Annotated in this window: 25 protein-coding genes and 2 tRNA genes; 12 read left to right on the plus strand and 15 right to left on the minus strand. The window is 66.7% G+C overall.

Going from position 1 to position 25,856, the window contains the following annotated elements:
• Positions 1–8 precede the first annotated feature (8 nt).
• From EZM81_RS03615 to EZM81_RS03635, 5 genes are all read right to left on the minus strand, one after another.
• The gene (locus EZM81_RS03615; RefSeq protein ID WP_136644810.1) at positions 9–908 is read right to left on the minus strand and encodes a DMT family transporter; all 900 of its coding nucleotides are present in this window, start codon (positions 906–908) and stop codon (positions 9–11) included.
• Between the two features lie 31 nt (positions 909–939).
• The gene (locus EZM81_RS03620) at positions 940–1,302 is read right to left on the minus strand and encodes a VOC family protein (RefSeq protein ID WP_135447889.1); all 363 of its coding nucleotides are present in this window, start codon (positions 1,300–1,302) and stop codon (positions 940–942) included.
• Positions 1,303–1,369: 67 nt separating this feature from the next.
• Positions 1,370–1,657, minus strand: coding sequence for an HU family DNA-binding protein (locus EZM81_RS03625; RefSeq protein ID WP_135447887.1), 288 nt, complete (start codon positions 1,655–1,657; stop codon positions 1,370–1,372).
• Between the two features lie 166 nt (positions 1,658–1,823).
• Positions 1,824–3,305 carry an AMP nucleosidase gene (locus EZM81_RS03630; protein ID WP_136644811.1) on the minus strand — a complete coding sequence of 494 codons (1,482 nt, stop codon included), beginning with the start codon at positions 3,303–3,305 and terminating at the stop codon, positions 1,824–1,826.
• Positions 3,306–3,381: 76 nt separating this feature from the next.
• Positions 3,382–4,017: a class I SAM-dependent methyltransferase gene (locus EZM81_RS03635; RefSeq protein ID WP_136644812.1), complete on the minus strand. Its 636-nt coding sequence runs from the start codon at positions 4,015–4,017 to the stop codon at positions 3,382–3,384.
• An 87-nt stretch (positions 4,018–4,104) separates the two neighbouring features.
• Here EZM81_RS03635 and EZM81_RS03640 point away from each other — a divergent pair, with 87 nt between their 5' ends.
• Complete coding sequence (locus tag EZM81_RS03640; protein ID WP_135447882.1) at positions 4,105–4,944, plus strand: SDR family oxidoreductase; 840 nt, start codon at positions 4,105–4,107, stop codon at positions 4,942–4,944.
• 45 nt (positions 4,945–4,989) lie between these two features.
• Here EZM81_RS03640 and EZM81_RS03645 read toward each other — a convergent pair whose 3' ends face one another.
• Positions 4,990–6,270: an ROK family protein gene (locus EZM81_RS03645; RefSeq protein ID WP_135447880.1), complete on the minus strand. Its 1,281-nt coding sequence runs from the start codon at positions 6,268–6,270 to the stop codon at positions 4,990–4,992.
• A gap of 210 nt (positions 6,271–6,480) precedes the next feature.
• On the opposite strand from EZM81_RS03645, the gene EZM81_RS03650 reads away from it, so the two are divergent.
• From EZM81_RS03650 to xylA, 5 genes are all read left to right on the plus strand, one after another.
• On the plus strand, positions 6,481–7,506 hold the full coding sequence (locus EZM81_RS03650) for a substrate-binding domain-containing protein (RefSeq protein WP_135447878.1): 1,026 nt from the start codon (positions 6,481–6,483) through the stop codon (positions 7,504–7,506).
• A 149-nt stretch (positions 7,507–7,655) separates the two neighbouring features.
• Positions 7,656–9,047 carry a sugar ABC transporter permease gene (locus EZM81_RS03655; protein ID WP_136644813.1) on the plus strand — a complete coding sequence of 464 codons (1,392 nt, stop codon included), beginning with the start codon at positions 7,656–7,658 and terminating at the stop codon, positions 9,045–9,047.
• Between the two features lie 13 nt (positions 9,048–9,060).
• Entirely contained in the window at positions 9,061–9,822 is a 762-nt protein-coding gene (locus EZM81_RS03660) for an ATP-binding cassette domain-containing protein (RefSeq protein ID WP_135447874.1), read from the plus strand.
• 1 nt (position 9,823) lies between these two features.
• Positions 9,824–11,260 (plus strand): xylulokinase, encoded by a 1,437-nt coding sequence (gene xylB / locus EZM81_RS03665; protein WP_136644814.1) that lies wholly within the window; start codon positions 9,824–9,826, stop codon positions 11,258–11,260.
• Positions 11,257–12,558 carry a xylose isomerase gene (gene xylA, locus EZM81_RS03670; protein ID WP_136644815.1) on the plus strand — a complete coding sequence of 434 codons (1,302 nt, stop codon included), beginning with the start codon at positions 11,257–11,259 and terminating at the stop codon, positions 12,556–12,558. The genes xylB and xylA overlap by 4 nt, the downstream gene beginning before the upstream one ends.
• Before the next feature lie 104 nt (positions 12,559–12,662).
• Here xylA and EZM81_RS03675 read toward each other — a convergent pair whose 3' ends face one another.
• Positions 12,663–13,502: a YihY/virulence factor BrkB family protein gene (locus EZM81_RS03675; protein ID WP_136644816.1), complete on the minus strand. Its 840-nt coding sequence runs from the start codon at positions 13,500–13,502 to the stop codon at positions 12,663–12,665.
• An 86-nt stretch (positions 13,503–13,588) separates the two neighbouring features.
• On the opposite strand from EZM81_RS03675, the gene mgrA reads away from it, so the two are divergent.
• On the plus strand, positions 13,589–14,614 hold the full coding sequence (mgrA, locus tag EZM81_RS03680) for an L-glyceraldehyde 3-phosphate reductase (RefSeq protein ID WP_136644817.1): 1,026 nt from the start codon (positions 13,589–13,591) through the stop codon (positions 14,612–14,614).
• A 232-nt stretch (positions 14,615–14,846) separates the two neighbouring features.
• Here the strand turns inward: mgrA and EZM81_RS03685 are convergent, their stop codons facing one another.
• The 5 genes from EZM81_RS03685 to EZM81_RS03705 all read right to left on the minus strand — a co-directional run bounded on the left by EZM81_RS03685 (position 14,847) and on the right by EZM81_RS03705 (position 19,257).
• Positions 14,847–15,647, minus strand: coding sequence for an HpcH/HpaI aldolase/citrate lyase family protein (locus EZM81_RS03685; RefSeq protein ID WP_240783936.1), 801 nt, complete (start codon positions 15,645–15,647; stop codon positions 14,847–14,849).
• Between the two features lie 91 nt (positions 15,648–15,738).
• Positions 15,739–15,814, minus strand: a tRNA-Thr gene (locus EZM81_RS03690).
• Between the two features lie 50 nt (positions 15,815–15,864).
• Positions 15,865–17,337, minus strand: coding sequence for a heme biosynthesis protein HemY (locus EZM81_RS03695; RefSeq protein ID WP_136644818.1), 1,473 nt, complete (start codon positions 17,335–17,337; stop codon positions 15,865–15,867).
• Positions 17,338–18,465, minus strand: a complete 1,128-nt coding sequence (locus EZM81_RS03700) for a COG4223 family protein (RefSeq protein ID WP_211195380.1) — start codon at positions 18,463–18,465, stop codon at positions 17,338–17,340.
• A gap of 57 nt (positions 18,466–18,522) precedes the next feature.
• A complete protein-coding gene (locus EZM81_RS03705; RefSeq protein WP_136644820.1) occupies positions 18,523–19,257 on the minus strand; it encodes a uroporphyrinogen-III synthase in 735 nt (244 codons plus the stop codon).
• Positions 19,258–19,301: 44 nt separating this feature from the next.
• Between EZM81_RS03705 and tsaD the strand changes: the two genes are divergently transcribed.
• Genes tsaD through EZM81_RS03725 form a run of 4 tightly spaced genes read left to right on the plus strand, consistent with a single transcriptional unit; the run spans position 19,302 to position 22,028 of the window.
• A complete protein-coding gene (gene tsaD, locus EZM81_RS03710) occupies positions 19,302–20,384 on the plus strand; it encodes a tRNA (adenosine(37)-N6)-threonylcarbamoyltransferase complex transferase subunit TsaD (RefSeq protein ID WP_136644821.1) in 1,083 nt (360 codons plus the stop codon).
• Positions 20,381–21,337 carry an NAD(P)H-dependent glycerol-3-phosphate dehydrogenase gene (locus EZM81_RS03715; protein WP_136644822.1) on the plus strand — a complete coding sequence of 319 codons (957 nt, stop codon included), beginning with the start codon at positions 20,381–20,383 and terminating at the stop codon, positions 21,335–21,337. Before tsaD ends, EZM81_RS03715 begins: the two co-directional genes overlap by 4 nt.
• A gap of 2 nt (positions 21,338–21,339) precedes the next feature.
• Complete coding sequence (locus tag EZM81_RS03720; protein ID WP_135447995.1) at positions 21,340–21,612, plus strand: YciI family protein; 273 nt, start codon at positions 21,340–21,342, stop codon at positions 21,610–21,612.
• Positions 21,609–22,028 (plus strand): EVE domain-containing protein, encoded by a 420-nt coding sequence (locus EZM81_RS03725; protein WP_136644958.1) that lies wholly within the window; start codon positions 21,609–21,611, stop codon positions 22,026–22,028. The genes EZM81_RS03720 and EZM81_RS03725 overlap by 4 nt, the downstream gene beginning before the upstream one ends.
• A 151-nt stretch (positions 22,029–22,179) precedes the next feature.
• Here the strand turns inward: EZM81_RS03725 and ykgO are convergent, their stop codons facing one another.
• A complete protein-coding gene (gene ykgO, locus EZM81_RS03730) occupies positions 22,180–22,305 on the minus strand; it encodes a type B 50S ribosomal protein L36 (protein ID WP_023666132.1) in 126 nt (41 codons plus the stop codon).
• A 71-nt stretch (positions 22,306–22,376) separates the two neighbouring features.
• Positions 22,377–22,451, minus strand: a tRNA-Val gene (locus EZM81_RS03735).
• 163 nt (positions 22,452–22,614) lie between these two features.
• On the opposite strand from EZM81_RS03735, the gene EZM81_RS03740 reads away from it, so the two are divergent.
• On the plus strand, positions 22,615–23,478 hold the full coding sequence (locus EZM81_RS03740) for an N-formylglutamate amidohydrolase (RefSeq protein ID WP_136644823.1): 864 nt from the start codon (positions 22,615–22,617) through the stop codon (positions 23,476–23,478).
• Positions 23,479–23,525: 47 nt separating this feature from the next.
• Here the strand turns inward: EZM81_RS03740 and EZM81_RS03745 are convergent, their stop codons facing one another.
• Positions 23,526–25,841 (minus strand): DEAD/DEAH box helicase, encoded by a 2,316-nt coding sequence (locus EZM81_RS03745; protein ID WP_136644824.1) that lies wholly within the window; start codon positions 25,839–25,841, stop codon positions 23,526–23,528.
• Between the last annotated feature and the right edge of the window lie 15 nt (positions 25,842–25,856).

Here is a 25,856-nt window from a genome sequence, read left to right on the forward strand (position 1 = left end):
TCGCAAGGTCACAGGGCACCCTGTTCGGGGGTGCCGGTCGGCTTGGGCCGGCTGCGCGACAGCTGCACAGCCAGGATCCCGGCCATGACAATGGCCACGCCGACAAGATCCAGCAGCCGGACACGTTCGCCCAGCAGCGCAGCAGCGATGGCGACGCCGAAGAAAGGGTTCAGGAAATGGAATGTGGCGGCGCGCGTGCTGCCGATCCGCCCGACCAGGGCGAACCAGATCAGCGTGGCAGAAAGGCCGGGAACAGCGATCTGATAGGCGAATGCAGCCAGGAAGGCCGGGGACCAGCGCACGGAAATCGTCTCTGTTCTTGCGGAAATCAGCCCCAGCACAAGTGAACCAACCAGCATCTGCAACCCCACGACCATCAGCAGATTGCCACCCGAAGATGCCCCCCGCACCGTCAGCGTGGCCACCGCGAGCGCCACCGCGCCAGCGATGCACAGCAAGACGCCCAGCAGGTCGGCCCCGCCGGAAAGCCGTGTGCCCATGATCAGTCCGACGCCGGCCAGCCCCGCGATCAGCCCGGCCATGCCCAGTGGCGCCACCCTCTCGCGAAAGAGCAGCCAGCCCAGCGCCGCCACGATCAGCGGCATGGATGCGGCAATGATCGCGGCAAGCGAGGCTTCCACCCACTGCATGGCGATGAAGTTCAGGCCAAGGTAAGCCCCGTTCTGGCACAGGCCGAACAGGATGACCGCGCGGGCCTGTGCCGCCGGCAGGCGCCAGGTCTGGCCCAGCGCACGGGCAATCACAATGGCGATCAGCCCGGAAATCAGGAAGCGCACCGACAGCGCCACCAAGGGCGGGGCATGGGCGACGATCACCCGCGCGGTGGCGAAGGCCGAGGACCACATGGCCGCAAAGACCGTGCCAAGAAGAAGCGCGCGGAAATCCATCCGGGGTTGGTGCCTGCCGCCGCGCGGAAGGTCAAGCCGGCGGCGGCTGCCACAGTTCGATCGGCGTGCCCTCGGGGTCATGGATGCGGGCGAATTTGCCATGGCTGCCGTCGCCATCCCAGTCAGCCCGGGTTTCGACCGCTATGCCCGCATCCCGCAGCCGGCTGATCAGGCCCGCCAGGTCATCGACGCGCAGGTTCAGCATCCATTGCCTGCCGGGCGCGAAATAGTCGGTATCGGCGGCAAAAGGCGAAAGGACTGTCGGCCCGGCCTCCTGCATCCAGACGGCGATCTCGGGCTGCGTGATGCCCAGATGGATCCGGTACCAGTCGCTCAGCGCCGCCGGATCCCGCGCCCGGAAGAAGATGCCGCCGATGCCCGTGACCCTTGCCATGCGCGCCCTCCAAGCAAAAGGGCCGCCCGTGGGCGACCCTTTCACGAAATGCCGATCCGGTGCAGCCTCAGCCGTTCACCACGTCCTTCAGCGCCTTGGCGATGGCGAACTTCACCTGCTTGTCGGCAGGCTTGGTCATCGTCTCGCCCGTGGCGGGGTTGCGGACCTGACGCTCGGGACGGGCCTTGCAGGCGACCTTGCCGAGGCCCGGAATGGTGACGGTGCCACCCGCGGCGACTTCGCGCGATACCACCGTAGCGATGGCCTCCAGCGCGGCGCCGGCGGTCTTCTTGTCGCTGCCCATGGCTTCGGCGACGGCAGCCACCAGCTGGGTCTTGGTCATCGGTTTGGACATCGGATCATCCTTCGTTTGTTATCATTTGGGTTCTGTTCACGCCTGAACCCCGCCATGCGGGGCTTCCCCTCCCCGGAACCGGGGCCATCGCCCAAACACACAGTTTCGCCGCCAAAATCAACCCCGGAACATTGCGCCCGGGACATTTGACGCCGTTTTCGCGGGATCACAGGAAAGCGGTTTCCTCGAATGACCGCAGTTTCCGGCTGTGAATGCGCGCAAGCGGGGTCTCGCGCAGGCGTTCCATCGCGCGGATGCCGATCTGGAGATGCCGGCTGACCTGCGTCTTGTAGAAGTCGGACGCCATGCCGGGCAGCTTCAGCTCGCCATGCAGCGGCTTGTCGCTGACGCAGAGCAGCGTGCCGTAGGGCACCCGGAAGCGGAATCCGTTCGCCGCGATGGTGGCGCTTTCCATGTCCAGCGCCACGGCGCGCGACTGCGACAGGCGGCGGACGGGGCCGGACTGGTCGCGCAGCTCCCAGTTGCGGTTGTCGATCGTGGCGACGGTGCCGGTGCGCATGATCCGCTTCAGCTCATAGCCTTCCAGCTTGGTGACCTCGGCCACGGCCTGTTCCAGCGCGATCTGGATTTCCGCAAGGGCAGGGATCGGCACCCAGACCGGCAGATCGTCGTCCAGGACGTGATCCTCGCGCAGGTAGGCATGGGCGAGGACGAAATCGCCCAGGCTCTGGCTGTTGCGCAGCCCGGCACAGTGGCCGACCATCAGCCAGGCATGGGGCCGCAGGACAGCGATGTGGTCGGTCGCGGTCTTGGCATTGGACGGCCCCACCCCGATGTTGACCAGGGTGATCCCGTTCCCGTCTGCCCGTTTCAGATGGTAGGTCGGCATCTGCGGCATCTTCGCCGTGGGCTGGATCACCCCATCGGGCGACGTGATCTCCTGGTTCCCGGTGGCCACGAAACTGGTGTAGCCGGACCGCGGGTCGGACAGGGCGGCGCGGGCATAGGCCTCGAACTCGTCCACATAGAACTGATAGTTGGTGAACAGGACGTGGTTCTGGAAATGCGTCGGGTCGGTCGCGGTATAGTGCGACAGGCGCGCCAGGCTGTAATCCACACGCTGCGCGGTGAACGGCGCCAACGGGGCCGAACCGTCGTCATATCGCGTCAGCGTTCCGTTCACGATGTCATCGTTGGTCGTCGCCAGGTCGGGCACATCGAACACGTCGCGCAGCGAGAAATCCATCACGCCTTCCTGCGGCACCGACAGACCGGGATTGCCGCCCACGGCGAAATGCACCGGGATCGGCGTGTCGGACACGCCGATCTGCACCGGCACACCGTGGTTGCGCACCAGAAGCTCGATCTGCTGGATCAGGTAGTTGCGGAACAGGTCGGGCCGGGTGACCGTCGTCGCATAGGTTCCGGGTGCCGAGACATGACCGAATGACAGGCGCGAATCGACCTTGTCGAAGCTGGTCACGGTCAGGCGGATTTCCGGGTAGAAGGCCCGCACACGGCGGCCGGGATGGCCCTTGCCGATCGTCGCCTGGAACTGGTCCACAAGGAAACCGGTTGCCCTGTCGTAAAGCAGCTGCAGCCGGTCGACCGCAGCGGCGGCATCGGTAAAGCTTTCGGATGCCGGAACTTCCGGGCTGAGAATGGCAGAGTGAGGGTCGTCCTGCATCGCGGGTCCTGCGGTTGATCCGGCATATAAGCCGGAAGCCGCGCCCCTCTGCAAGTGAAGGGATTGCGACAGCGGTTCAGACCGAACGGAACAGCGCGATCAGCGCCCGGTCGCCGGCATGTTCGGCATCCAGCGCCGCCGCTGCCGCGCCATAGATCTCGACCTCGATCAGCTGAAGCCCGGCAATCCGGCCCTCGCGCGCCAGGCCATCGAGCGCGCGGTCGAAGCCTGCTGCTTCCCAGACCCGGCGGTTGATCGACAGCGCGAACTGCGCGGCGGGCAGGGCGACATCCAAAAGGTTCGGAAAGGCCTCTGGCCCGACATGGCCGGCGGTGAAGGTTCCTGAACTGACGATCCCGCCATACCGCCGCGGCAGGGTCAGCGGCCGGGTGATATCGGCGCGGAAAAGGCTGGAATAGAGCCGCTTTTCCGCGGCCCGGGCCAGCATCTCGGCCGAGAAATCCACAGCATCAATCTCGCCGGTAAAGCCCATCTCGCGCAGCCGTTCCGCAAGAAGGCCGGTGCCGGCGCCAACGTCCAGCACCGGCCTGCCGGCGGCGGTTCCAGCGAAGGCTGCCGCGACATGGGCCGGCAGCAGATACTGCATGTCTGCCGCGAAACCCGCATCGTAACTGGCCGCCCAGTCACGGTAATAGGCCAGGCAGGCTTCCGGCCCCGTCAGCGTCAGCGCGCCTTTCAGTCCCTGAACCATCCCCTACCTCCGGCTTGCAGATTGGGCCAGGCCGCCGGATGCCGCAAGCCCTTGCACCCGGCCCCGCGGCCCCCGATAGTCGCGCGCATGTCCATGCTTCTTTCCCTCGGCCACGGCTATTCCGCCCGCGCCCTTGCCCGCCGCCTGATACCGCAGGGCTGGCGCATCGTGGGCACCACACGCAACCCCGCCAAGGCCGAGGCCTTCCGCGCAGAGGGCGTCGAACCGCTGCTCTGGCCGGGTGATCTGGCACCCGCCCTGGCCGAGGCCACGCATATCCTGGCCTCGGCCGCCCCCGATGCGCTGGGCGATCCCTTCCTGCAGGCGGTTCCAGCAATCGCGCAAGCGAAGGTGGAATGGGTGGGATATCTGTCCACCACCGGCGTCTATGGCGACCATCAGGGCGGCTGGGTGGACGAAACAACACCCCTGACCCCGCAATCCGACCGCGCCCGACAGCGCGTGGTGGCCGAACGGCAATGGCTGGATACCGGCCTGCCGGTCCACATCTTCCGTCTTGCCGGGATCTACGGCCCCGGTCGCGGCCCCTTCGAGAAGGTGCGCGACGGCACCGCGCGGCGGATCATCAAGCCCGGCCAGGTCTTCAGCCGCATCCATGTCGAGGACATCGCCCAGGTGCTGGAAGCCTCGATCCGCCATCCGAATCCGGGCGCCGCCTACAACGTCTGCGACGACAACCCCTGCCCGCCCGAAGAGGTGCTGAGCCATGCCGCCCGCCTTCTGGGGTTGCCCGATCCGCCGGCCGTCCCGTTCGAAGAGGCCGAGATGACGCCGATGCAACGCGCCTTCTACGCCGATTCCAAGCGGGTGCGGAACGACCGGATCAAGACCGAACTGGGTGTCCGCCTGCTTTACCCGGACTATCCCGCCGGGCTGGCCGCCCTGCTGGCCGAGGAAACCCGTTGACCCACGCCTTCCTGCCGTGCGGCCTCGGGCGCAAGGCAGGCAGGTCTATTCGGCTGCCACGCCAAGGACCTGGCCGGTCAGAATCGCCTCGGTGACGGCCGAAAGCGCCAGGGCGGCGGCGCCATGGGCCCAGAGCAGGTCGCCCCAGGCATGAATCTCGATCGGCGGTCGGGGGCGGCCGGTTGCAATGACCAGGTTTTCCATCTCGGCCAGTGTCTCTGCGGCGTAAAGATAATCATAGCGCATCCGTTCGCCCGACAGGATGATCAGCGAAGGGTCAAACAGGTTGACCACGTTCGACAGGCCAACCGCCAGGTAGCGCCCGGCCCGGCGGAAGATGGATTTGGCCGTCGCATTTCCGGCTTTGGCGTGATCATACAGGCTTTCCAGCAGCACGTTGATCGGCTGGCTTTCCTTGTGCCCCCAGTTCAGCGCGGTCGTTGCCTCGCGGGCAAGCGCATAGTCGGCGATGTAGGCCTCCAGGCAGCCGCGCTGACCGCAGCGGCAAAGCGCACCATCCAGCTGCACCTTGGTGTGGCCCAGTTCCATCCCGACGCGCTGCGCACCGCGATAGATCCGGTGGTTCATCACGAAGCCCATGCCCACGCCGTGTTCGATGGTGACCACGGCGAAATCCGGCAGGCTGCGGCCCGCACCGAACCACAGTTCGGCCAATGCCACCAGGTTCGCGTCGTTGTCGATGGCCACGGGAAGGCCCAGCCGGGCGCTGGCGGCATTCGACAGGTTCACCGCCCGGTCGGCCAGAACCGATGACCACAGCACCATGCCTTCGGCAGAATCGACAAAGCCGGGCACGCCGATCCCCACGGCGGACAGATCGGCCCTGGACATGCCGGCCTTGATGCAGACCCTGTCCAGCAAGGTCTCGATCGCATCAAGGATTTCGTTGACCGACATCGGTCCGGGGCGTCTGGGAATGACGTCATCCGCGATCAGCCGGCCTGCGAAATCGACGATCACGGCGGTATGTTCCCGGTCGGACAGCTTCATTCCCGCGACACGATGTGCCTCGGCGCGCACACCCAGGGCCACGGCCGGGCGGCCGCGCCCGGCCTCGCCGTCGCGCTGGGCTGCGACCTCCTCGATCAGGCCCGCGTCGATCAGTTCCGAGGTTATCGTCGTGACCGAGGCCGGACTGATCCCGAGATCCTTGGCCACCTGGACCCGCGGCATCAGCCCCGCAGCACGCACCAGTTCGAACACCTGCTGACGCAGCGGGCGCTGTGATTCTGCCAGCGGTGGAATCAGCGGGCCGACACCCCTGTGCGCCTCGCTGCTGCCCGGACGGATTGCCTTCGGTGGCATTTCTTTGATCTCCGAAGTAAAATGGCGCCACGTCTGCGGAAACTGTCAGGCATTCGTCCCGCCATGCCCGCGCCGGTCGGGTCAGGGCATGTGACCTCAGCTTTTACGACGATTTTTATTTTGACAACTGAAATTATTGACGGCAGGCTTTTTCCGTTCGGCGAATCTGCCGGGCCGGTCAAACATGGCCGATCCATAGGGAGGATACATATGCGTACCGCAATTCTCGCCGCCGTCCTGGCGGTGACCGGCTTCTCGTCCGCCGCTCTGGCCGAAGGCAAGAAGATCGGTGTTTCGTGGGCCCAGTTCCAGGAAGAGCGCTGGAAGATCGACGAAGCCGCGATGAAGGCCGCGATCGAAGCCGCCGGCAACGAATATGTCTCGGCGGACGCCCAGTCCTCGGCCGAAAAGCAGCTGTCGGACATCGACGCGCTGATCGCGCAGGGCGTGGATGCGCTGGTCATCAACGCCTGGGACAAGGACGCCATCGGCCCGGCCATCGAGAAGGCCGCTGCCGAAGGCATCCCGGTCGTGGGCTATGACCGCCTGATCGAGGACAACCGCACCTTCTACCTGACCTTCGACAACGTCGGCGTCGGCCGCATCATTGCCCAGGAAGTGTACAAGCTGGTGCCCAAGGGGAACTACGCCATCATCAAGGGCGACCCGGGCGACCCGAACGTCGGCTTCCTGCGTCAGGGCATGGAAGAGGTGATCGGTGCGGCCGTGGCCTCGGGCGACATCAAGATCGTCGGCGAGGCGAACTCGGACGGCTGGAAGCCCGAGAATGCCCAGAAGAACATGGAACAGATCCTGACCGCCAACAACAACCAGATCGATGCCGTTCTGGCACAGAACGACGGCATGGCGGGCGGTGTGGCGGCTGCGCTGGCCGCGCAGGGCCTGAACGTTCCGCTGGGCGGACAAGACGGCGACCTTGCCGCGATCAACCGCGTGGCGCGCGGCACGCAGACCGTCTCGGTCTGGAAGGACGCCCGCCAGCTGGGCAAGGCCGCGGGCGAAATCGCCTCGGCGCTGGCTGAAGGCGCGGCGCTGGACTCGATCCCGGGCGCGGTCAAGTTCTCGGGCGGCGAGAAGGGCATCGAGATGAATGCCATCCTGCTGACCCCGACCCCGATCACCAAGGAAACGATCGGCGTCGCGATCGAAGCGGGCCACATCTCCAAGGAACAGGCCTGCGAAGGCGCGATGCCCGACGTTCCTGCCTGCCAGTAATCTGGTCTGATTGCCGGCGCCGTCCCGCAGGGGCGGCGCCGGTCGCCTTCTTCTGGCCGGTCCGTCGCCCCTAAGCCGGGGCCTGAAGCTGCGCTTTCCCCGCGCACGGCATCGGCACAGGCCCATCCCCTCTCAGGCTGGACGAGGACATGACCGACACCCCCCATTCCCCTGCTTCCCAAGCATCCAAGGAAAGCGGCTTCACCCGTTTCCTGCGCGCAACCGAGATCGATCCGCGCCTTCTGGGCATGGTCGGCGCGCTGCTGCTGATCTGGCTGGCCTTCGAGGCCTATTCGACCTTCGTCCTTGGCCGTCCCTCGATGCTGCTGGGCGCCAGCCAGGCCGAGGCGAACGGCTTCCTGACGCCGCGAAACCTGTGGAACCTTTCGGTGCAGACCGCCTATATCGGGATCATGGCCACGGGCATGGTGCTGGTCATCATCACCCGCAACATCGACCTGTCGGTGGGTTCGATCATGGGCATGGTGGGCATGTACATGGGCCTGTTGCAGGTCGAATACCTGACACCGGCGCTGGGGCTGGGCCATCCGTCGATCTGGATCATCACGGTCATCTTCGGCATCGTCATGGGTGCGCTGATCGGTGCGTTCCAGGGAGTGCTGATCGCCTACCTGTCGATCCCCGCCTTCATCGTCACGCTGGGCGGCCTTCTGGTGTGGCGCGGCGCGGCCTTCCTGGTTGCCGGCGGCAAGACCATCGCGCCCCTGGACGAGACCTTCTCGCTGATCGGCGGCGGCTCCTTCGGGGCGCTGGGCCGCACCGGCAGCTGGATCTTCGGCGTGATCGCCTGCGCCTTCGTGGTTTGGGCCTTCCTGAACGGTCGCAAGTCGCGCCAGCGGCACGGGTTCCCGCTGCGCCCTGTCTGGGCCGAAACCTTCGTGATCGGCCTGGTCTGCGCGGTCATCATCGGCACGACGGCGCTGTTCAACTCCTACATCTGGCCGCGCGGAAACATTCAGAAGTACTACAGCCAGCTTGGCCAGGAGCCACCGGCCTGTGCTCAGGCGAACGACACGATCTATACCGATGTCTGCGCCAGCTTCGGCCACGGCTACGCCTATCCGGTGCTGATCATGATAGCGGTGGCCATCTTCATGACGGTCCTGATGACCCGCACGCGCTTCGGCCGCTATGTCTTTGCCATCGGCGGCAACCCCGAGGCGGCGACGCTGTCGGGCATCAACACGCGCGCGATGACGGTGAAGATCTTCACCCTGATGGGGGCGCTGGCCGGGATCGCGGCTGTCATCGGCTCGGCCCGCCAGAACAGCGCCACCAACGCGATGGGCAACCTGGACGAGCTTTACGTCATCGCTGCGGCCGTCGTGGGCGGCACCTCGCTGGCCGGCGGCGTGGGCACGATCCATGGCGCGATCATCGGCGCGCTGATCCTGACCAGCCTGCAAACCGGCATGGTGCTGATCGGATTCGGCGACGGCTCGTACCAGCGCATCGTGATCGGCATCGCCCTGGTGTTCGCCGTGTTCCTCGACATCGTTTACCGCAAGCGCATCAAGTGAAGGGGCCAAGATCATGGTAGACAGAACCGGAACCCCTCTTGTCGAAATGCGTGACATCTCGATCGCCTTCGGGGGGATCAAGGCCGTCGATCACGTCACGGTCGATCTTTACCCCGGCGAAGTCGTGGGCCTGCTGGGCCACAACGGTGCGGGCAAGTCCACGCTGATCAAGTGTCTGTCGGGCGCCTACAAGGCCGACAGCGGGCAGATCTTCATCAATGGCAAGGAAGTCGAGATCAACAATCCGCGCGATGCGCGCGCGCTGAACATCGAGACGATCTACCAGACGCTGGCGCTGGCCGACAACCTGGACGCTGCCTCGAACCTGTTCCTCGGGCGCGAGATCGTGAACAGTTTCGGCTTCGTCGACGAAAGCGCCATGGAGGCCGAGACACGCAAGATCATGGGGCGGCTGAACCCGAACTTCCGCAAGTTCAACGTGCCTGTGTCCGCACTGTCGGGCGGGCAGCGTCAGTCGGTCGCCATCGCACGCGCGGTCTATTTCAACGCCAAGATCCTGATCATGGACGAACCCACCGCCGCGCTGGGGCCGCATGAAACCCAGATGGTGTCCGAACTGATCCAGGAGCTGAAGGCGCAGGGCCTGGGCATCTTCCTGATCGAACACGACATCCACAACGTGATGAAGCTGTGCGACCGGGCATCCGTGATGAAGAACGGTCAGCTGGTCGGCACCGTCAACGTCGATGAAGTGACCGACGAGGACATCCTGGGCATGATCATCCTGGGCAAGAAGCCAGCGAAGGCGGCCTGACATGTACATCGGGCTGGACCTAGGCACATCCGGGTTGAAGGGCATCCTGATCGGCGAGGACCAGACGGTCCTGGCCGAAGCCACGGCCCCGCTTACCGTAAGCCGGCCGCATGAGGGATGGAGCGAACAGGCCCCGTCCGACTGGATCACCGCCGCCGAAACCGTGCTGGATGCACTGGCGGCCAGGGGGCTGGGGGCGGTCAGGGGCATCGGCCTGTCAGGCCACATGCACGGCGCCACGATCCTTGATGCGGCGGACGAGGTGTTGCGCCCCTGCATCCTGTGGAACGACACCCGCAGCCACGCAGAGGCAGCCGAGCTGGACGGCGACCCAATGTTCCGTCGTATCACCGGCAACATCGTCTTTCCCGGCTTCACCGCGCCCAAGCTGGTGTGGGTGCGGCGCCACGAACCGCGTGTCTGGGAAAAGGTCGCCAAGGTTCTTCTGCCGAAGGATTACCTGCGCCTCTGGCTGACGGGCGAGCATGTGGGCGAAATGTCGGATGCCGCCGGGACCAGCTGGCTGGATACCGGGCGGCGTGACTGGTCTGACGATCTGCTGGCGGCAACCGGCCTGTCGCGTGCCCAGATGCCCCGGCTGGTCGAGGGCAGTCAGGTGTCAGGCACCCTGCGCGATGCACTGGCAGACCGCTGGGGCCTGCCGAAGGGCGTGGTCGTTGCCGGTGGCGGCGGCGACAACGCAGCCTCGGGCGTTGGGGTGGGCGTGGTCCGCGCGGGCGAGGCCTTCGTCTCCTTGGGCACCTCGGGCGTGCTGTTCGCGGCAAACGACGGCTATCAGCCCGACCCGGCAACGGCGGTGCACACCTTCTGCCATGCCCTGCCCGACACCTGGCACCAGATGGGCGTGATCCTGGCCGCGACCGATGCGCTGAACTGGTATGCGCGGCTGGTAGGCACCGACGCGGCGCGGCTGACCGCAGAACTGGGCGACCTGCAACCCCCCGGAAAGACGATCTTCCTGCCCTATCTGGGCGGCGAAAGGACGCCGCTGAACTCGGCCAGCGTTCGGGGCGCCTTTGTCGGGCTGGAACATGCCACCGACCGTCAGGCCGCCACCCGCGCGGTGCTGGAGGGCGTGACCTATGCGATCCGCGACAGCCGTGATGCGCTGGCCGCGACCGGCACGAGGCTGGAACATCTGCTGGCGGTCGGGGGCGGCTCGCGCTCTGACTACTGGCTTAAGTTGCTCGCGACGGCGCTGGATTGCCCGGTGCAGCTGCCCGTGGCGGGCGATTTCGGCGGGGCCTTCGGGGCCGCTCGCCTGGGCCTGATGGCCGCGACCGGCGCCGGGGCCGAAATCGCCACCCTGCCGCAGATCGCCCGCACCATTAACCCCGATCCTTCCCTGAAGGACGCCTTTGACGCGGGCCATGCAAGGTTCCGCGCAGCCCAATCCGCCATCAAGGACCTGACATGACCGACTTCTTCAAGGGTATTCCCGCCATCCGGTACGAGGGGCCGGAAAGCACAAACGAATTCGCCTTCCGCCACTACAACCCCGACGAAATCGTCATGGGCAAGCGGCTGGAGGACCACCTGCGCTTTGCCGTCGCGTGGTGGCACAGCTTCGCATGGCCCGGCGGCGACCCCTTTGGCGGACAGACCTTTGAACGCCCCTGGTTCGGCGACACGATGGAACTTGCAAAGCTCAAGGCCGATGTCGCGTTCGAAATGTTCGACATCCTGGGCCAACCCTTCTACTGCTTTCACGACGCCGACGTTCGCCCCGAAGGCGCGACCTTCGCCGAATCCTTGCGGAACCTGAACGAGATCGCCGATTACCTCGGCGAAAAGCAGGAAAAGCACAAGGCAAAGCTCCTCTGGGGCACGGCGAACCTGTTCAGCCACCGCCGCTGGATGGCCGGCGCGGCCACCAATCCCGACCCGGATGTGTATGCCTATGCGGCAGCAACGGTGAAGGCCAATATGGATGTGACTCACCGTCTGGGCGGGCAGAATTACGTTCTGTGGGGCGGACGCGAAGGCTATGAGACCCTTCTGAACACCGATCTTCGGGCCGAACGCCAGCATGCTGGCCGCTTCCTGCAGCAGGTCGTGGACTACAAGCACAAGATCGGCTTCAAGGGCACGATCCTGATCGAGCCCAAGCCGCAGGAACCCTCGAAGCACCAGTACGACTATGACGTGGCCACGGTTTACGGCTTCCTGGTCGATTTCGGGCTTGAAAAGGAGGTCAAGGTCAACATCGAGCAGGGCCACGCAATCCTGGCGGGCCACAGCTTCGAACACGAGATCGCGCTTGCCGCCGCGCTGGGCATCTTCGGGTCGATCGACATGAACCGGAATGACTACCAGTCCGGCTGGGACACCGATCAGTTCCCCAACAACCACGCCGAAAAGGCGCTGGCCTTCTATGAAATCCTCAAGGCGGGCGGATACACCACCGGCGGCACCAACTTTGACGCCAAGATCCGCCGGCAAAGCCTGGACCCCGAGGATCTGGTCCTGGCCCATGTCGGGGGCATGGACACCTGCGCCCGCGCGCTGAAATGCGCCGCTGCACTTCTGCAAAGCGGCGAGCTGGAGGCCGCCCGCAAGGCCCGTTATGCCGGATGGGAGTCCCCGGCCGCGCAGGCCATGCTGAAGGGCACCCTGGAAGAGGCCGCCGCCCGCGTGATCGCCGAAGGGATCGAACCGCAGCCGAAATCCGGTCGCCAGGAACGGCTGGAAAATCTCTGGAACCGTTTCGTCTGATCGGGCGAACCGAATTCTTCAGAAACATCATGCCGGAGCCTGCAATGGCTTCGGCGCCGTTCTGCTCAGCACTCGTCGCCATGGCGTGGCAAGGCCTTCGGCCTTCAGCGTTTTCGGCGCAGCCGGGCATCGAGTTCGGCGTTGATCGCCCCACCCAGAAGCACCGCCCAGACGCTGAGATAGAGCCACATCATCAGGATGATGACGGCGCCGATCGAACCGTAGATCGCGTTGTAGCTGTTGAAGTTCGCCAGATAGACCGAAAAGCCGATGGATACCCCGGCCCAGGCCGCGGTGGCGACCAGAACGCCGACCGTGATCCAGGGGGAACGGAACCCGCCCTCGACGTTGGGGCCGAAGCGATACAGGATCGACAGGCAGGTCAGCACCAGAAGGAACATGGCGCCGAAGGGCAGAACCTTGGTCAGCCAGGCCTCGAAAGTGCCAAGCTGCACATAGCTGAGCAGGATCGGCACCACGACGATCGTGACCAGCGCCACGAACAGCGCCCCGATCAGCGCCAGGGTCAGGATGAAATCGACCACATAGCCCCAGATCCAGCGGCGCGGCTTGGACCGATGCACCACATCCAGCCCCTGGATCAGGGCCGACACACCCGCCCGCGCCGAATAGAGCGCGATCACCAGCGACACCACGGTCGTCCATTGCAGCGCGGCGCGGGGCGCCATGATCAGGCCCATCACCTGATCGTGGATCAACTGCCGGGCCTCGGGCGGCAGGAACCGCTCGGCAACTTCCAGATAGCCCTGGATCACCCCGGGGTCCGCGAACAGGCCCCATACCGCCACCGCCGCGCCCAGGCCTGGAAAGACGGCGAACATTGCGTAAAAGGCCACACCGGCGGCAACCAGGCCGAAATGGCCATCGCCGACCCTGCCGATGACCGCGATGATGAAGTCCCAAAGCTGCCGCAACCGCCTCATGCCGCCAGCATTCCCCGGAAAACCGGGCCCGCGCAACTTGAAGCCGCACGACCTGCGTGAAATGGTAGCGGCAACAGGAGGACATCATGACCTATATCCCCGCCGCCAACCGCTATGACCGGATGATCTACAACCGCTGCGGCCGGTCCGGCCTGAAGCTGCCTGCCATCAGCCTTGGCCTTTGGCACAACTTCGGCCACGACACGCCGCATGCCACCAAGCAGGCGATCTGCCGGACCGCCTTCGATCACGGCATCACCCATTTCGACCTGGCCAACAACTATGGCCCGCCCCCCGGCAGCGCCGAGGAAGCCTTCGGCGAAATTCTGAAAACCGATTTCCGCGGCCTGCGCGACGAGCTGATCATCTCCTCCAAGGCCGGCTACCTGATGTGGGATGGCCCCTATGGCGAATGGGGCAGCCGGAAATACCTGATCGCCTCATGCGATCAGTCGCTTAAGCGGATGGGTCTGGACTATGTGGACATCTTCTATTCCCACCGTTTCGACCCTGACACACCGCTGGAAGAAACCATGGGCACACTGGACCACATCGTACGCTCGGGCCGGGCGCAATACATAGGCATCTCCAGCTACAACAGCCAGCGCACGCGCGAGGCGGTGGCGATCCTGAAGGACCTCGGCACGCCGCTTCTGATCCATCAGCCCAGCTACAACATCCTGAACCGCTGGGTCGAAACGGATGGGCTGAAGGACACGCTGAAAGAACTGGGCGTCGGCTCGATCGCCTTCGTGCCGCTGGCCCAGGGGATCCTGACCAGCAAGTATCTGAACGGCATCCCGGCGGGCAGCCGGGCAACGCAGGGCAAGTCGCTTGATCCTGCGGCGGTAGAGAAGGCCATCGCCTCGGTGCGCCGGTTGAACGACATGGCCGCGGCGCGCGGCCAGACCCTTGCGCAAATGGCGATTGCCTGGGTGCTGCGGAACGGTGGTATCACCAGCGCGCTGATCGGCGCCAGCCGGCCAGAGCAGGTGATCGACTGCTGCGGCGCGATCGGGAACCTCGACTTCACGCCCGAGGAACTGGCGCAGATCGACTCGATCTCGGAGGAGAAGGAACTGAACCTCTGGGCCAGCTCTTCCGAAAACTGACCACCGGGGACCGCTCCCACCCGACCAGAGGAACGGCACGGCTGGCGCCCTGAAGGCCGGGTCCGGCGTCAGGGTCTGCGTCATCGGGGAGGAAGCGCCTTCAAACGGGGCGTTTCCTGACCCTTTCGCCCGCAGGCTGCACCGACCGTCAGCCACGGCCCAGCCTTGGGCCTGATCATGAATACGGGGGCCGACGGGACGAGCCCCCGGACAAGGGCGATCCGGCCCCGGCTCAGTAACCGTGGGGCGATCGACCGCCCGCTGCGCCCGTCAGATTGCGAAAGCCGGCGACGGCAGCCGCCGCCGCAGAGGACAGAAACCGCGTGTCGCCGCCGACGGTCACCATCCGGAACCCCCACCCGATCGCACGATGGGCATAGTCCGGTGTTCCGCAATGCAGGCCCGCGACGATCCCGCGCGCCTGACAGGCTGCCGCGATCTTCTGCAGGTGGCCGATCATCTCGGGTTCCTCGCGATCCATGCCGAAGGGCAGGCGGCCCTCGCTGACCGAAAGGCTCAGGTCGGCCGGTCCGACATAGATCCCGTCAAGGCCCGGCGTCGCCACGATCGCGTCGAGGTTCGCAAGCGCTTCGGCCGTCTCGATCATGGCGAAGGCCAGAACCTCGGCATTAGCGCGTTCGGCATAATCCGCGCCCAGGGCAAAGACTGCGCGCGTCGGCCCGAAGCTGCGCACACCCTGCGGCGGATAGCGCAGGTAGCTGACCAGCCGCGCGGCATCTTCCGGGGTGTTCACCATCGGGCAGATCACACCCTCGGCCCCGGCATCCAGCGCCTTCATCACATGGGCGGGGTCAAGCCAGGGCACGCGGGCCAGAAGCGTTGCCCCGCTGGCGCGCATCGCCTGCAACATGGGCAGAAGGTCGCTGTAGTCCAGCGCGCCATGCTGCATGTCGATGGTCAGCGAATCGAACCCCTGCGCTGCCATGATCTCGGCCACGAAGGGGTTGCCGATCGCACACCAGCCGTTCAGAGCGGACCGCCCCTGCGCCCAGACCGCGCGCAACCGTGTCATCCCATTCTCCTGCATCTGCATTACGGCTTGCTTGCCGCAACGGACAGTGGAGGGAAAGTTCTGTCGTGTTCAAGGGAGAAACCGAAAAGGATGGTGCCGGTGAAGGGACTCGAACCCCCGACCCCATCATTACGAATGACGTGCTCTACCAGCTGAGCTACACCGGCATCCTTTTCGTGCGCAGGCTCTTAGCATCGGGCCACGGCAGAGTGTAGCCCTAATTTGCACGCCGCGCGATCTCGTCCAGCGGGGTCCGGTCCTCTGGCGGTTCGGCTTCACGGACAGCCTCGGGCTCGGGCTCCGGCACGGGTTCCGGGCGGGCCTCGATCAACGGAAGCAGATCGGCCAGGGCGGGCGAGGGCGTCGCCACCGAAGGCGGCTCGCGCCAGCTGAGCGTGTCGAACCCGCCGCAGTTGCTGCAGACGGGGTGCCAGCTGGCATGGATGGCCTGGCACTTGTCGCAGCACCACTGCGGGCCGCGCGGGGCGGCAATGGCCTTGGCGACAAGGTCGCGGATCAGCGCCTCTTCGGCGCCCTCGCCACGCGCAATGGCGGCCAGAATCGCCAGTGACCGTTGCGTCGGATGCCGTGTCGCCACATCGCCCAGCGCCCGGCGCGCTGCGGGGAAGTCCTCGACCGCCAGCAGAAGCTCGGCCTCGAGCATCCGAGTTTCGTCATTGTCGGGGCGCAGGGCGGTCAGGGTCCGGAACCGCTTCAGCCGCTCGACAGGGGTTTCTTCGGGTTCTATCGCAGCGAAGGCGGCGGCAAGGTCGGGATGGGGCATGACCTCCCAGGCCTTCTTCAGCACACGCGTTGCGTTCTTCTTGTCGCCCTTCTCGATATAGGCGCGCGCGGCCAGGGCGGCCGCGGGAATCAGGTCGGGCGACAGCCGGTTCGCCTCGATCGCAGCCTCGCGTGCCTCGATGCTGGCGGATTCGTCAATAACTGTCTGCGCCTGTTGCAGGGCCAGCACCGCATCGCGGCGACGGAACACGTCTTTCGGCAGGGTTCCGGCGCGCAGCTTCGCACCCAGGGTCGCCCGCGCACCGGACCAGTCGCCTGCATCGGATTGCAGCTTCAGCAGGATATCCAGCGTCTCGGCATGTTTCGGACGCAGCTGATAAGCCTTCTCGGCCAGTTTCAGCGCAACTTCGCGGTCGCCTTCTGCCAGCTTCTGATGCAAGAGGCCGCGCACCCCGACAAAGCGGGTCTTTTCGTCGGCCAGCAGCGCCTTGTAGGCCTCGGTCGCGCGCTTGCCATCCCCCGCAGCCTCGGCCGCCTGGGCAACCAGAAGCGTGGTGATCTCGGGCTTGCCCAGCAAACGTTCGGCCGCCTGGGCGCGCGAGAGCGCCAGCTTCGGCTCGCCCGAGGCCAGGGCCAGCATGCTTTCGGACAGGGCCGTGAAACCCTTGCGCTCGCGGTTGCGATCGAAGTAGCGCGAGATCGCGGTTTCGTCGCCGTTCAGAAAGTGGATGACGGCGGCGATCAGGCCCAGAACCTTTAGCGTCAGCCAGACGGCGGCCAGCAGCAACCCGGCCAGAACCACGGCCTGCACGGGACCGATGGTGAATTCCCATCCGGCGACAGTGATCCGCATCGCCTCGCCCGTTTCGGCCAGAAGCCCCACGCCCAGCGCAAGCGCGGCGATGAAGGCGACGAAAAGGATGACCTTGGCCAAAGACCACAGCATCTAGCGACCCTCCAGCGCTGCATCGACGGCCAGCCGCGCCTCGGCCCTTGCGATCCAGCCATCAAGCGGGCCGCGGATTGCGGCATCCAGGCTGGAAAGTTCGGTCAGCGCATCCGCAAGCCGGCCTTTGGAAAGGGCGAATTCGGCGCGCGACAGGACGGCATCCGGATCGTCGCCCTCGCGCGGGGCAAGCGACCGGGCACCGGTCTGGGCCGCAAGGAATGCCACCAGCCGGTCGGCCCATCCGCCGCCACCGGACGCCTTGCGCGCCAGTTGCAACGCCTGCCGCGCGGCCTCAGGAAAGTCGGCCTGCAAGTCGGCCAGCGTCGATACGCCACTGACGTAGGGGGCCAGCACCGCAGTCAGACCGGGGTCATCCACCGCCGCGAGTTCGGCCTGGAAATCGGCACCCGATGCAACGGCCGCGCGCAGAGCGTCCAGCGCCTGGGCCCTGGCGGCGGCCCTGGCGGCCGCCGCCGCCTCTGCCGCGCGACTTTCGGCCTCGGCCTCGGCCGCGGAAAGCCGGTCAAGCGCAGCCTGCAAGTCGGTCGGATCCACGCCACGGGGCACGGCGGCGAGCTGCCGTTCCAGATCGGCCAGTTTCGCGGCCAGCGCAGCCGTCGAAGGCCCGCCATCCCCGGCGGGCAGGGCCTCGATGGCAGCAATGCGGCGGTCAAGCTCATCCAGCGCCGAGAGATCGGGGGGTTCCGGTGCGGGGGCGGCCTCGAGCCTGGCCACGCGGTCGCTTAGCGCGGCAAGATCGGCACGCAGCGATGCCAGCGCGGCCTCGTCAGAACGGACGGCAGAAAGGCTTTCGGTCAGACGCTGATCAAGCGCGGCCAGCGCGCCACTTTGGTCCGGGGCAGACAGGCCGAAGACGTTGTAGTGCGACAGACCAAACCCCAGCGCGGCCGCCAGTACCCCGCCCAGCAGCGCGGCAAAGAAACCCGATCGGCGCGGTTGGGCCGGGGCCGGAACGATCCCGGACTTTGGTTCGGGCGGATCATCACCGGAAGGCCCAGCCGGATGAGGCACTGGTTCCGGCCCAGGTTCAGCGACAGACGCATCAAGCGGCGCATCCGGCGCTTCGACGGGGGGCTCGGTTTCGGGGGTCATGCGCTGTGCCATGGGTGCGGCCCTTTCGCCTCTGGCCTGGGTTCACCTAAGCACTCAAGAGGCCCGGGTTCAAGGCGGGGGAAGGGCGTCAAGCACCGCTGCGATCGCATCAAGCATTGCCGCCGCATCGGGTCGTGCGGCCAGGGCCAGCGACCGGTGGGGCAGGTTGCGCACGACCTCTGCCACGGCCGGGCTGATCGCAACAAGATGAAGATCGGCCTGCGCACCCTGTGCCTGGGCCGCGAACAGCGCGGCACTGCGCGGCGAGAACAAAGGCACGATCAAGGGACCTTCGCCATCCAGCAGCTTCTGTGCTTCGTCTGTCAGCGTCTGGGGAACCTGTCTGTAAACCACGACGGATTCAGTCTCTATTCCAGCGGAATTCAGTCGTTCCGCCACCTCGCCGCGGGTCTCTTGGCCGCGAAGGTGCAGCAGCCGGCCTGCGGGCGGATCGGCCAGGATCGCGGCAACCAGCGCGCGTGCATCACCGTCGGCCGAACGCGCCCTGAACCCTGCCTTGGCAGCGCGATCTGCCGTTTTCGCGCCGACGCACCAGGCCAGCCGGGGCAGGGCGGTTGCCAACCGGACCGCCGCATCCACCCCTGTGGCCGAGGTGAAGATCACCCCGGCGAAAGGGCCGGCCGGAAGCCCGGGTGTCAGATGCACTGCCGCCATCAGCGGCGCGACGACGGGACGCAGCCTGCCGCCGAACCGCTGGTTCAGCTGTTGCGCAAAGCGGCGGGCCTCTGCCTCGGGCCGGGTCAGGAGGACGGGCACCGCCGCCACATTGGATTGTCTCGCCATGCCCTTGGTGTTACCTGCGGCCAGACTTTCGCGCAACGGCGGCCATGGACCGGACCCTCACCCTTCTCGGCATCGAATCAAGCTGCGACGACACCGCCGCGGCCGTGGTCCGCGCGGGCGCGGGGGCAGAGATCCTGTCGTCCGAGGTGTTGGGCCAGACCGCGCTGCACGAGGCCTATGGCGGCGTGGTGCCCGAGATCGCCGCCCGCGCCCATGCCGAACGGCTGGACGGCGTGGTGGAAACCGCCCTGGAAAAGGCGGGCGTCACGCTGGAGGATATCGACGCCATCGCGGTAACCGCCGGGCCCGGGCTGATCGGCGGGGTGCTTTCGGGCGTGATGCTTGCGCGCGGAATCGCGGCGGCCCGTGGATTGCCGCTGATTGCCGTGAACCATCTGGCGGGCCATGCGCTGACACCCCGGCTGACGGACGCAGTCGCCTTTCCATATCTGATGCTGCTGGTTTCCGGCGGGCATTGCCAGTTCCTGCTGGTGCAGGGCGTGGGCCGCTATCGCCGTCTGGGCGGTACGATCGACGATGCCCCGGGCGAGGCTTTCGACAAGACGGCCAAGCTTCTTGGTCTGCCGCAGCCCGGCGGCCCGTCGGTCGAGGCCGAGGCAGCCCGTGGCGAAGTGACACGCTTCCATTTTCCGCGCCCGCTTCTGGACCGGGAGGGCTGCGACATGTCCTTTTCCGGCCTCAAGACCGCGCTTTTGCGCGCACGCGATGCGCTGGTGGCCGAAAAGGGCGGCATCACCCTGCAGGATCGCCGCGATCTGTGTGCAGGCTTTCAGGCCGCGGTGGCAGAGGTGCTGGCCGTCAAGACCGACCGCGCCCTGGCGATGGCCGGGGTGCAGCCGACCGCGTTGTGCGTGGCCGGTGGCGTGGCCGCGAACAAGGTCATTCGGGCCAGGTTAGAGACTGTTTCGGCGCGTGTGGGGGTACCTTTCGTTGCACCGCCCTTGCGGCTTTGCACCGACAATGCCGCGATGATCGCCTGGGCGGGGATCGAGCATCTGCGGGCCGGATTTCCCCCCTCGACCGATTTCGCCGCGCGCCCGCGCTGGCCCCTGGACGAAAGTGCCCCGGCGCTGCTGGGTTCGGGCAGGAAGGGGGCCAAGGCATGATCGGCATCGCGGGCGCGGGCGCCTTCGGCACGGCGCTGGCCGTGGCCCTTGCCCGGAGCGGGCGCGAGGTGCGGCTTTGGGCGCGGGACGCGGAACAGGTGCGGATGATGCAGGAGACACGGCGGAATGACGCCGCGCTTCCGGGGGTGGATCTGCCGGAAAACATCTCTGTGCAGGCGGAAATCGCGGATGTCTGCGGCGGGCAGGCGCTGCTGCTGGCGGTGCCGATGCAGGCGCTCGGGGGGCTGCTCGACCGCTGGTCGCAGATCGACGCGCGCCAGCCGCTGGTCGCCTGCTGCAAGGGGGTTGACCTTGTGACGCTGCGCGGCCCGGTTGCGGTCATCGCAGGGCGGCGACCCGCCGCCATGGCCGCCATCCTGACCGGCCCGAGCTTTGCCGCCGACATTGCAAGGGGCCTGCCCACGGCCCTGACCCTTGCCGCGACGGGCGAAATCAGGGGCTTGCAGGAACTGCTTTCCACCCCGACCCTGCGGATCTACCGCACCGATGACGTGACGGGTGCCGAACTTGGGGGCGCCTTGAAGAACGTCATCGCCATCGCCGCCGGAGTGGTGATCGGCGCGGGCCTTGGCGACAGTGCCCGGGCGGCGCTTATGACGCGCGGCTATGCCGAGATGGTGCGGCTGGCGCTGGCCTTGGGCGCCCGGCCCGAAACGTTGTCGGGCCTGTCCGGCCTGGGCGATCTGGTGCTGACCTGCACCTCGACGCAATCGCGGAACTTCCGTTTCGGGCTTGCCCTGGGCAAGCGCGAGACCTTCGACCCCTCGATCACCGTGGAAGGCGTGGCCACGGCGCGGGCAGTGGTCCGCCTGGCTGCGGAAAGGAGCATCGACATGCCGGTGACCGCAATGGTCGATGCCCTTGCCCTTGGCCGGATCACCCTCGAAAGTGCCGTGGCAACGCTGATGAGCCGCCCCCTGAAACAGGAATGACCATGCGCTACGCACTGATCTGCCTTGACAAGCCCAATGCCCTGCAAACCCGCGTGGAGAACCGGGAGGCCCATCTGGAACACATCCGCTCCTCGGGCGTGGTCGAACAGGCCGGGCCGTTCATCGACGCCGCCGGGCAGATGTGCGGCAGTCTGGTGATCCTGAACGTCGGCTCCAAGGCCGAGGCCGAGGCCTGGGCAGCAGCCGACCCCTATGCGAAGGCCGGGCTGTTCCAGTCGGTGATGATCCAGGAATGGAAGAAGGTGATCGGATGAACTACTGGCTGTTCAAGTCGGAACCCGATGTCTGGGGCTGGGATGATCAGGTCGCCAAGGGGGACGAGGGCGAGGAATGGCATGGCGTGCGCAACTATCAGGCGCGCAACAACATGCGGGCGATGAAGATCGGCGACCGGGGCTTCTTCTACCACTCCAACGTGGGAAAGGAGATCGTCGGCATCGTCGAGGTCTGCCGCGAAAGCGCCCCCGACAGCACGACCGACGACCCTCGGTGGGACTGCGTGTGGATCCGGGCGGTGCAGCCCCTGAAGCGTGCCGTCAGCCTAGAGGAGTGCAAGGTCACCCCGGGGCTGGAGGGCATGGTGCTGGTCAACAACACCCGCCTGTCGGTGCAACCGGTCAGCCCCGAGGAATGGGCGATCATCTGCCGGCTTGGCGGCGTCGAGGCCTGAGGCATCCCCGTCAGGGCGTAGCCTCGCGCGACGTCGTCTTCTCGTCGCGGGATCGCTGGGGCAAGCAACGAAAGCATCGACGCGCCGCCGCAAAGGAAAAGGCCGCCACGGTTTCCCCTGGCGGCCCCGAGATCCGGTTGCCGAAGCAGGCTCAGCCCTGGCGAGCCTTGTAGCGCTTCTGCGTCTTGTTGATCACGTAGACGCGGCCCTTGCGGCGCACGACCTGGCAATCGCGGTGACGCGTCTTCAGCGAGCGGAGCGAGTTGGCGACTTTCATGGTCGGCTCTCCTTCTTCGCGGCGCTTCCCGCGCCAGATTGAAACCAATGCCCCCGGACGGGGGCGGCGAATGGTGGGCGGTACTGGGATCGAACCAGTGGCCACTACGATGTCAACGTAGTGCTCTACCGCTGAGCTAACCGCCCACATGCCCTTGCGCCTTGCCCCAGCCCCTTCCGGTTAAACGAAAAGAACGCGGGGCAAACCGCGTCGGTCAGGCCGGGTCTATACTGACAAGCGCGCAGGGCTGCAAGGGGTTTTGGCTTTCGATCTTCTCGGGCTATATCATGCAAAGCGGAAGGAGGTCCCGTGCCGCAAGAGGTGACCGAAGCCTATGTGCTGCAACGCCCGGCCCGGGCCGTCGGGCCGGTCATCTTTGCCTCGCCGCATTCCGGGCGTGATTATCCGGCCGCCTTTCTGGCGCGGGCAGTCCTGGACCGTCAGGCCATACGGTCGTCCGAGGATGCCTTCGTGGACCTGCTGTTCGAATCGGCCCCGGCACTGGGTGCGCCGCTTCTGGCGGCGCGGGCGCCGCGCGCCTTCATCGACCTGAACCGGGCGGCGGACGAACTGGACCCTGCCGTGATCGAGGGAATCGCGCGTGCGCCGCACAATCCCCGGGTCACCTCGGGGCTGGGGGTGATTCCCCGCGTGGTGGCCGGGGGGCGGCCGATCTATTCCGGCAAGCTTGGCCTTGCCGAAGCAGAGGCGCGGATTGCCCGGTTCTGGCACCCCTATCATCAGGCGCTTGCCGCCCTGGTGGAAGAAACGCGTGCCACCTTCGGGCAGGCCGTGCTGATCGACTGCCATTCCATGCCGCACGAAGCGATCGAGGCGCATTCCCGCCCGGGCCAGTCGCGGCCAGAGGTGGTGCTGGGCGACCGCTACGGCGTGGCCGCGGGGCGCGAGGTGGTGGACCGGATCGAGGCCGCCTTTGCCGGGGCGGGCCTGCGGGTCGGGCGCAATGCACCGTTCGCCGGGGCCTATATCGCACAGGCCTACGGTCGGCCGATGCGTGGGGTGCATGTGGTGCAGGTCGAAATCGACCGGGCGCTTTACATGAACGAGGCGCGCATCGAACCGCTGCCGGGGTTCGATGCCTTCCGCTCGCTTATCGAGGGCGTCGTGGCCGAGATCCTGCGGCCCTCGGGCCTGGCACTGGCGGCGGAATAGGGCCCGCCCCGCGCCCCGGACGCGATCCGGGGCGCGCGGGCTTCAGGTCACGACCGTTTCGCGCCTTTCGGCGGCACGAACCGCCTGGAGGTGTCGCGGGGGTCTGCCTTGGGCTTCGCCGGGCGGTCCTTCGCAGCGGGCTTGTCGAACTCCGCCTTGCCGAACGGCTTTTTTCCGCCTGCGGCATGGCTCTTGAAGCCGCCGGCCTTGGCGCCGCCCTCGCGCTTCAAGAAGGGACGCGCCTCGTCACCCCTGGGGGCAAAGGTCTTTTTCGGACGGTCGCCGTCCTCGCGCGGGCGGAAGCCCTCGCCCTTGGGCGCATGGGGTTTCTTCGGGCGATCACCATCATCGCGCCGCCTCGTGGCGACACCTTCTGCGGCGTGGCTCTTGTAGCCCGCAGCCCGGGCCGGCTTGTCGGGCGATCCGCCGTGGCTCTTGTAGCCGGCCGAGCGGGGGGCGGCCTTCTGATCGGGGGTCCAGCGCGGCTTTTTCGGGCGGTTCTCATCACCTTCGGGGCGCGGGGCGCGGTCGGCATGGGGCTTGCGTTCCGGACGCGGGCCATCTTCGCGCCGCGGCTTCCAGTCGGGCCGGGTCTCGGTCGGGCGGGGGCGGTCATCATATTTGGCCCGCGGTCTGGGGGTGTGGTCGCTGCGCGCCGATTCGGCCTCGATCTCTTCCACCACGCGGGGGGGCTTGGGGGTATAGGCGGGCTTTTCGCGGCGTTCGGCACGATCCGGCCGTTCCGGCCGCGCCGGGCGCTCGAACCTGGGTCGGTCGAAATCGGGCTCGCCCTCGAGGCGGGTCATCGTGATGCCCTTGTCCAGTTCGATTTCGTTGCCGAAGCGCGGGGCGAGGGCTTCGCTGATCTGCACGAAGGTTTCATCCTCGCGCACCCGGATCGCGCCGATGCCGTCCTTGGCGATGCTGCCGGCATCGCAGATCTTCGGCAGAAGCCAGCGCGCCTCGGCCCGGCCTGAGCGGCCGACCGACAGGCGGAACCAGACCGAAGGGCCGAACTCGCCACGCTCACGCGGGGCAGGGGGCGGCGGGGTGGGCAGGTCGGTGGACAGCACCTCGGGCGCGGACCGCCCCTCGCGCCAGAGGCGGACGAAGGCGGCGGCCAGCGCCTCGGCCCCGTAGCGATCCAGCAGATCGGCTGCAATGCCCGCTTCCTCGCCGATCGGCGCAGTCAGCGAGGGATGTTCCAGCAGGCGCTGATCCTCGCGCGCCTGCACCTCGTCGGCGCCCGGGGCGGCGCCCCATTCCGCCACGACCTTGGCGCCGTGAAGCAGACGCTGGGCCTTCTTGTAGTCGGCCGGCGTCACGATCAGCGCCGAGACACCCTTCTTGCCTGCCCGGCCGGTGCGGCCCGACCGGTGCAGCAGGGTTTCCGGGTTAGATGGCAGGTCGGCGTGGACCACCAGTTCCAGCCCAGGCAGGTCGATGCCGCGCGCGGCCACGTCGGTGGCAATGCACACCCGGGCCCGACCGTCACGCAGCGCCTGAAGGGCATGGGTACGCTCTTGCTGCGAAAGTTCCCCGGACAGGGCCACGACCTGGAAGCCGCGGTTGCCCATGCGGGCAAGCAGATGGTTCACGTTGGCCCGCGTCTTGCAGAAGACGATCGCCGTACGCGCATCGTAATAACGCAACACGTTGAAGATCGCATGTTCCCGGTCGCGTACAGCGACCGAAAACGCGCGGTATTCGATATCGACGTGCTGCTTCGCCTCGCCCTGGGCCTGAATGCGCAGGGCATCCTTCTGGAACTCGCCCGCGAGTTTCTCGATTTCCTTCGGCACGGTGGCCGAGAACATCAGCGTGCGGCGTTTCGGCGGGGCGGCGGCGAGGATGAACTCCAGATCCTCGGCGAAGCCCAGGTCCAGCATCTCGTCGGCCTCGTCCAGCACCACGGCGCGCAGGGCCGACAGGTCAAGGCTGCCGCGTTCGATATGGTCGCGCAGACGACCGGGGGTGCCCACGACGATATGCGCGCCGCGTTCCAGTGCCCGGCGTTCGGTGCGGTAGTCCATGCCACCGACGCAGGTCGCGATCTTCGCCTGCGCGCCGGCGTAAAGCCATTCCAGTTCGCGCGCGACCTGAAGCGCCAGTTCGCGCGTTGGCGCAATCACCAGCGCAATCGGCTTGTCGGCGAAAAGCAGCACGTCCTGCCCGTTCAGGATTTCCGGCGCGATGGCCAGGCCAAAGGCCACGGTCTTGCCCGATCCGGTCTGCGCCGAGACCAGCGCATCTCGGCCCGCCACGCCTTCGGCCAGCACCGCCTGCTGCACCGAAGTCAGCGTTTCATAGCCCTTCTCGGCCAAAGCCTGCGCCAGCGGCGCGGCCAGTGTCTCGATCGTCATGGATGTCTTTCCAAA

Source organism: Tabrizicola sp. YIM 78059 (assembly GCF_004959785.1).
In the GTDB taxonomy this organism is placed as follows: Bacteria; Pseudomonadota; Alphaproteobacteria; order Rhodobacterales; family Rhodobacteraceae; genus Tabrizicola; species Tabrizicola caldifontis.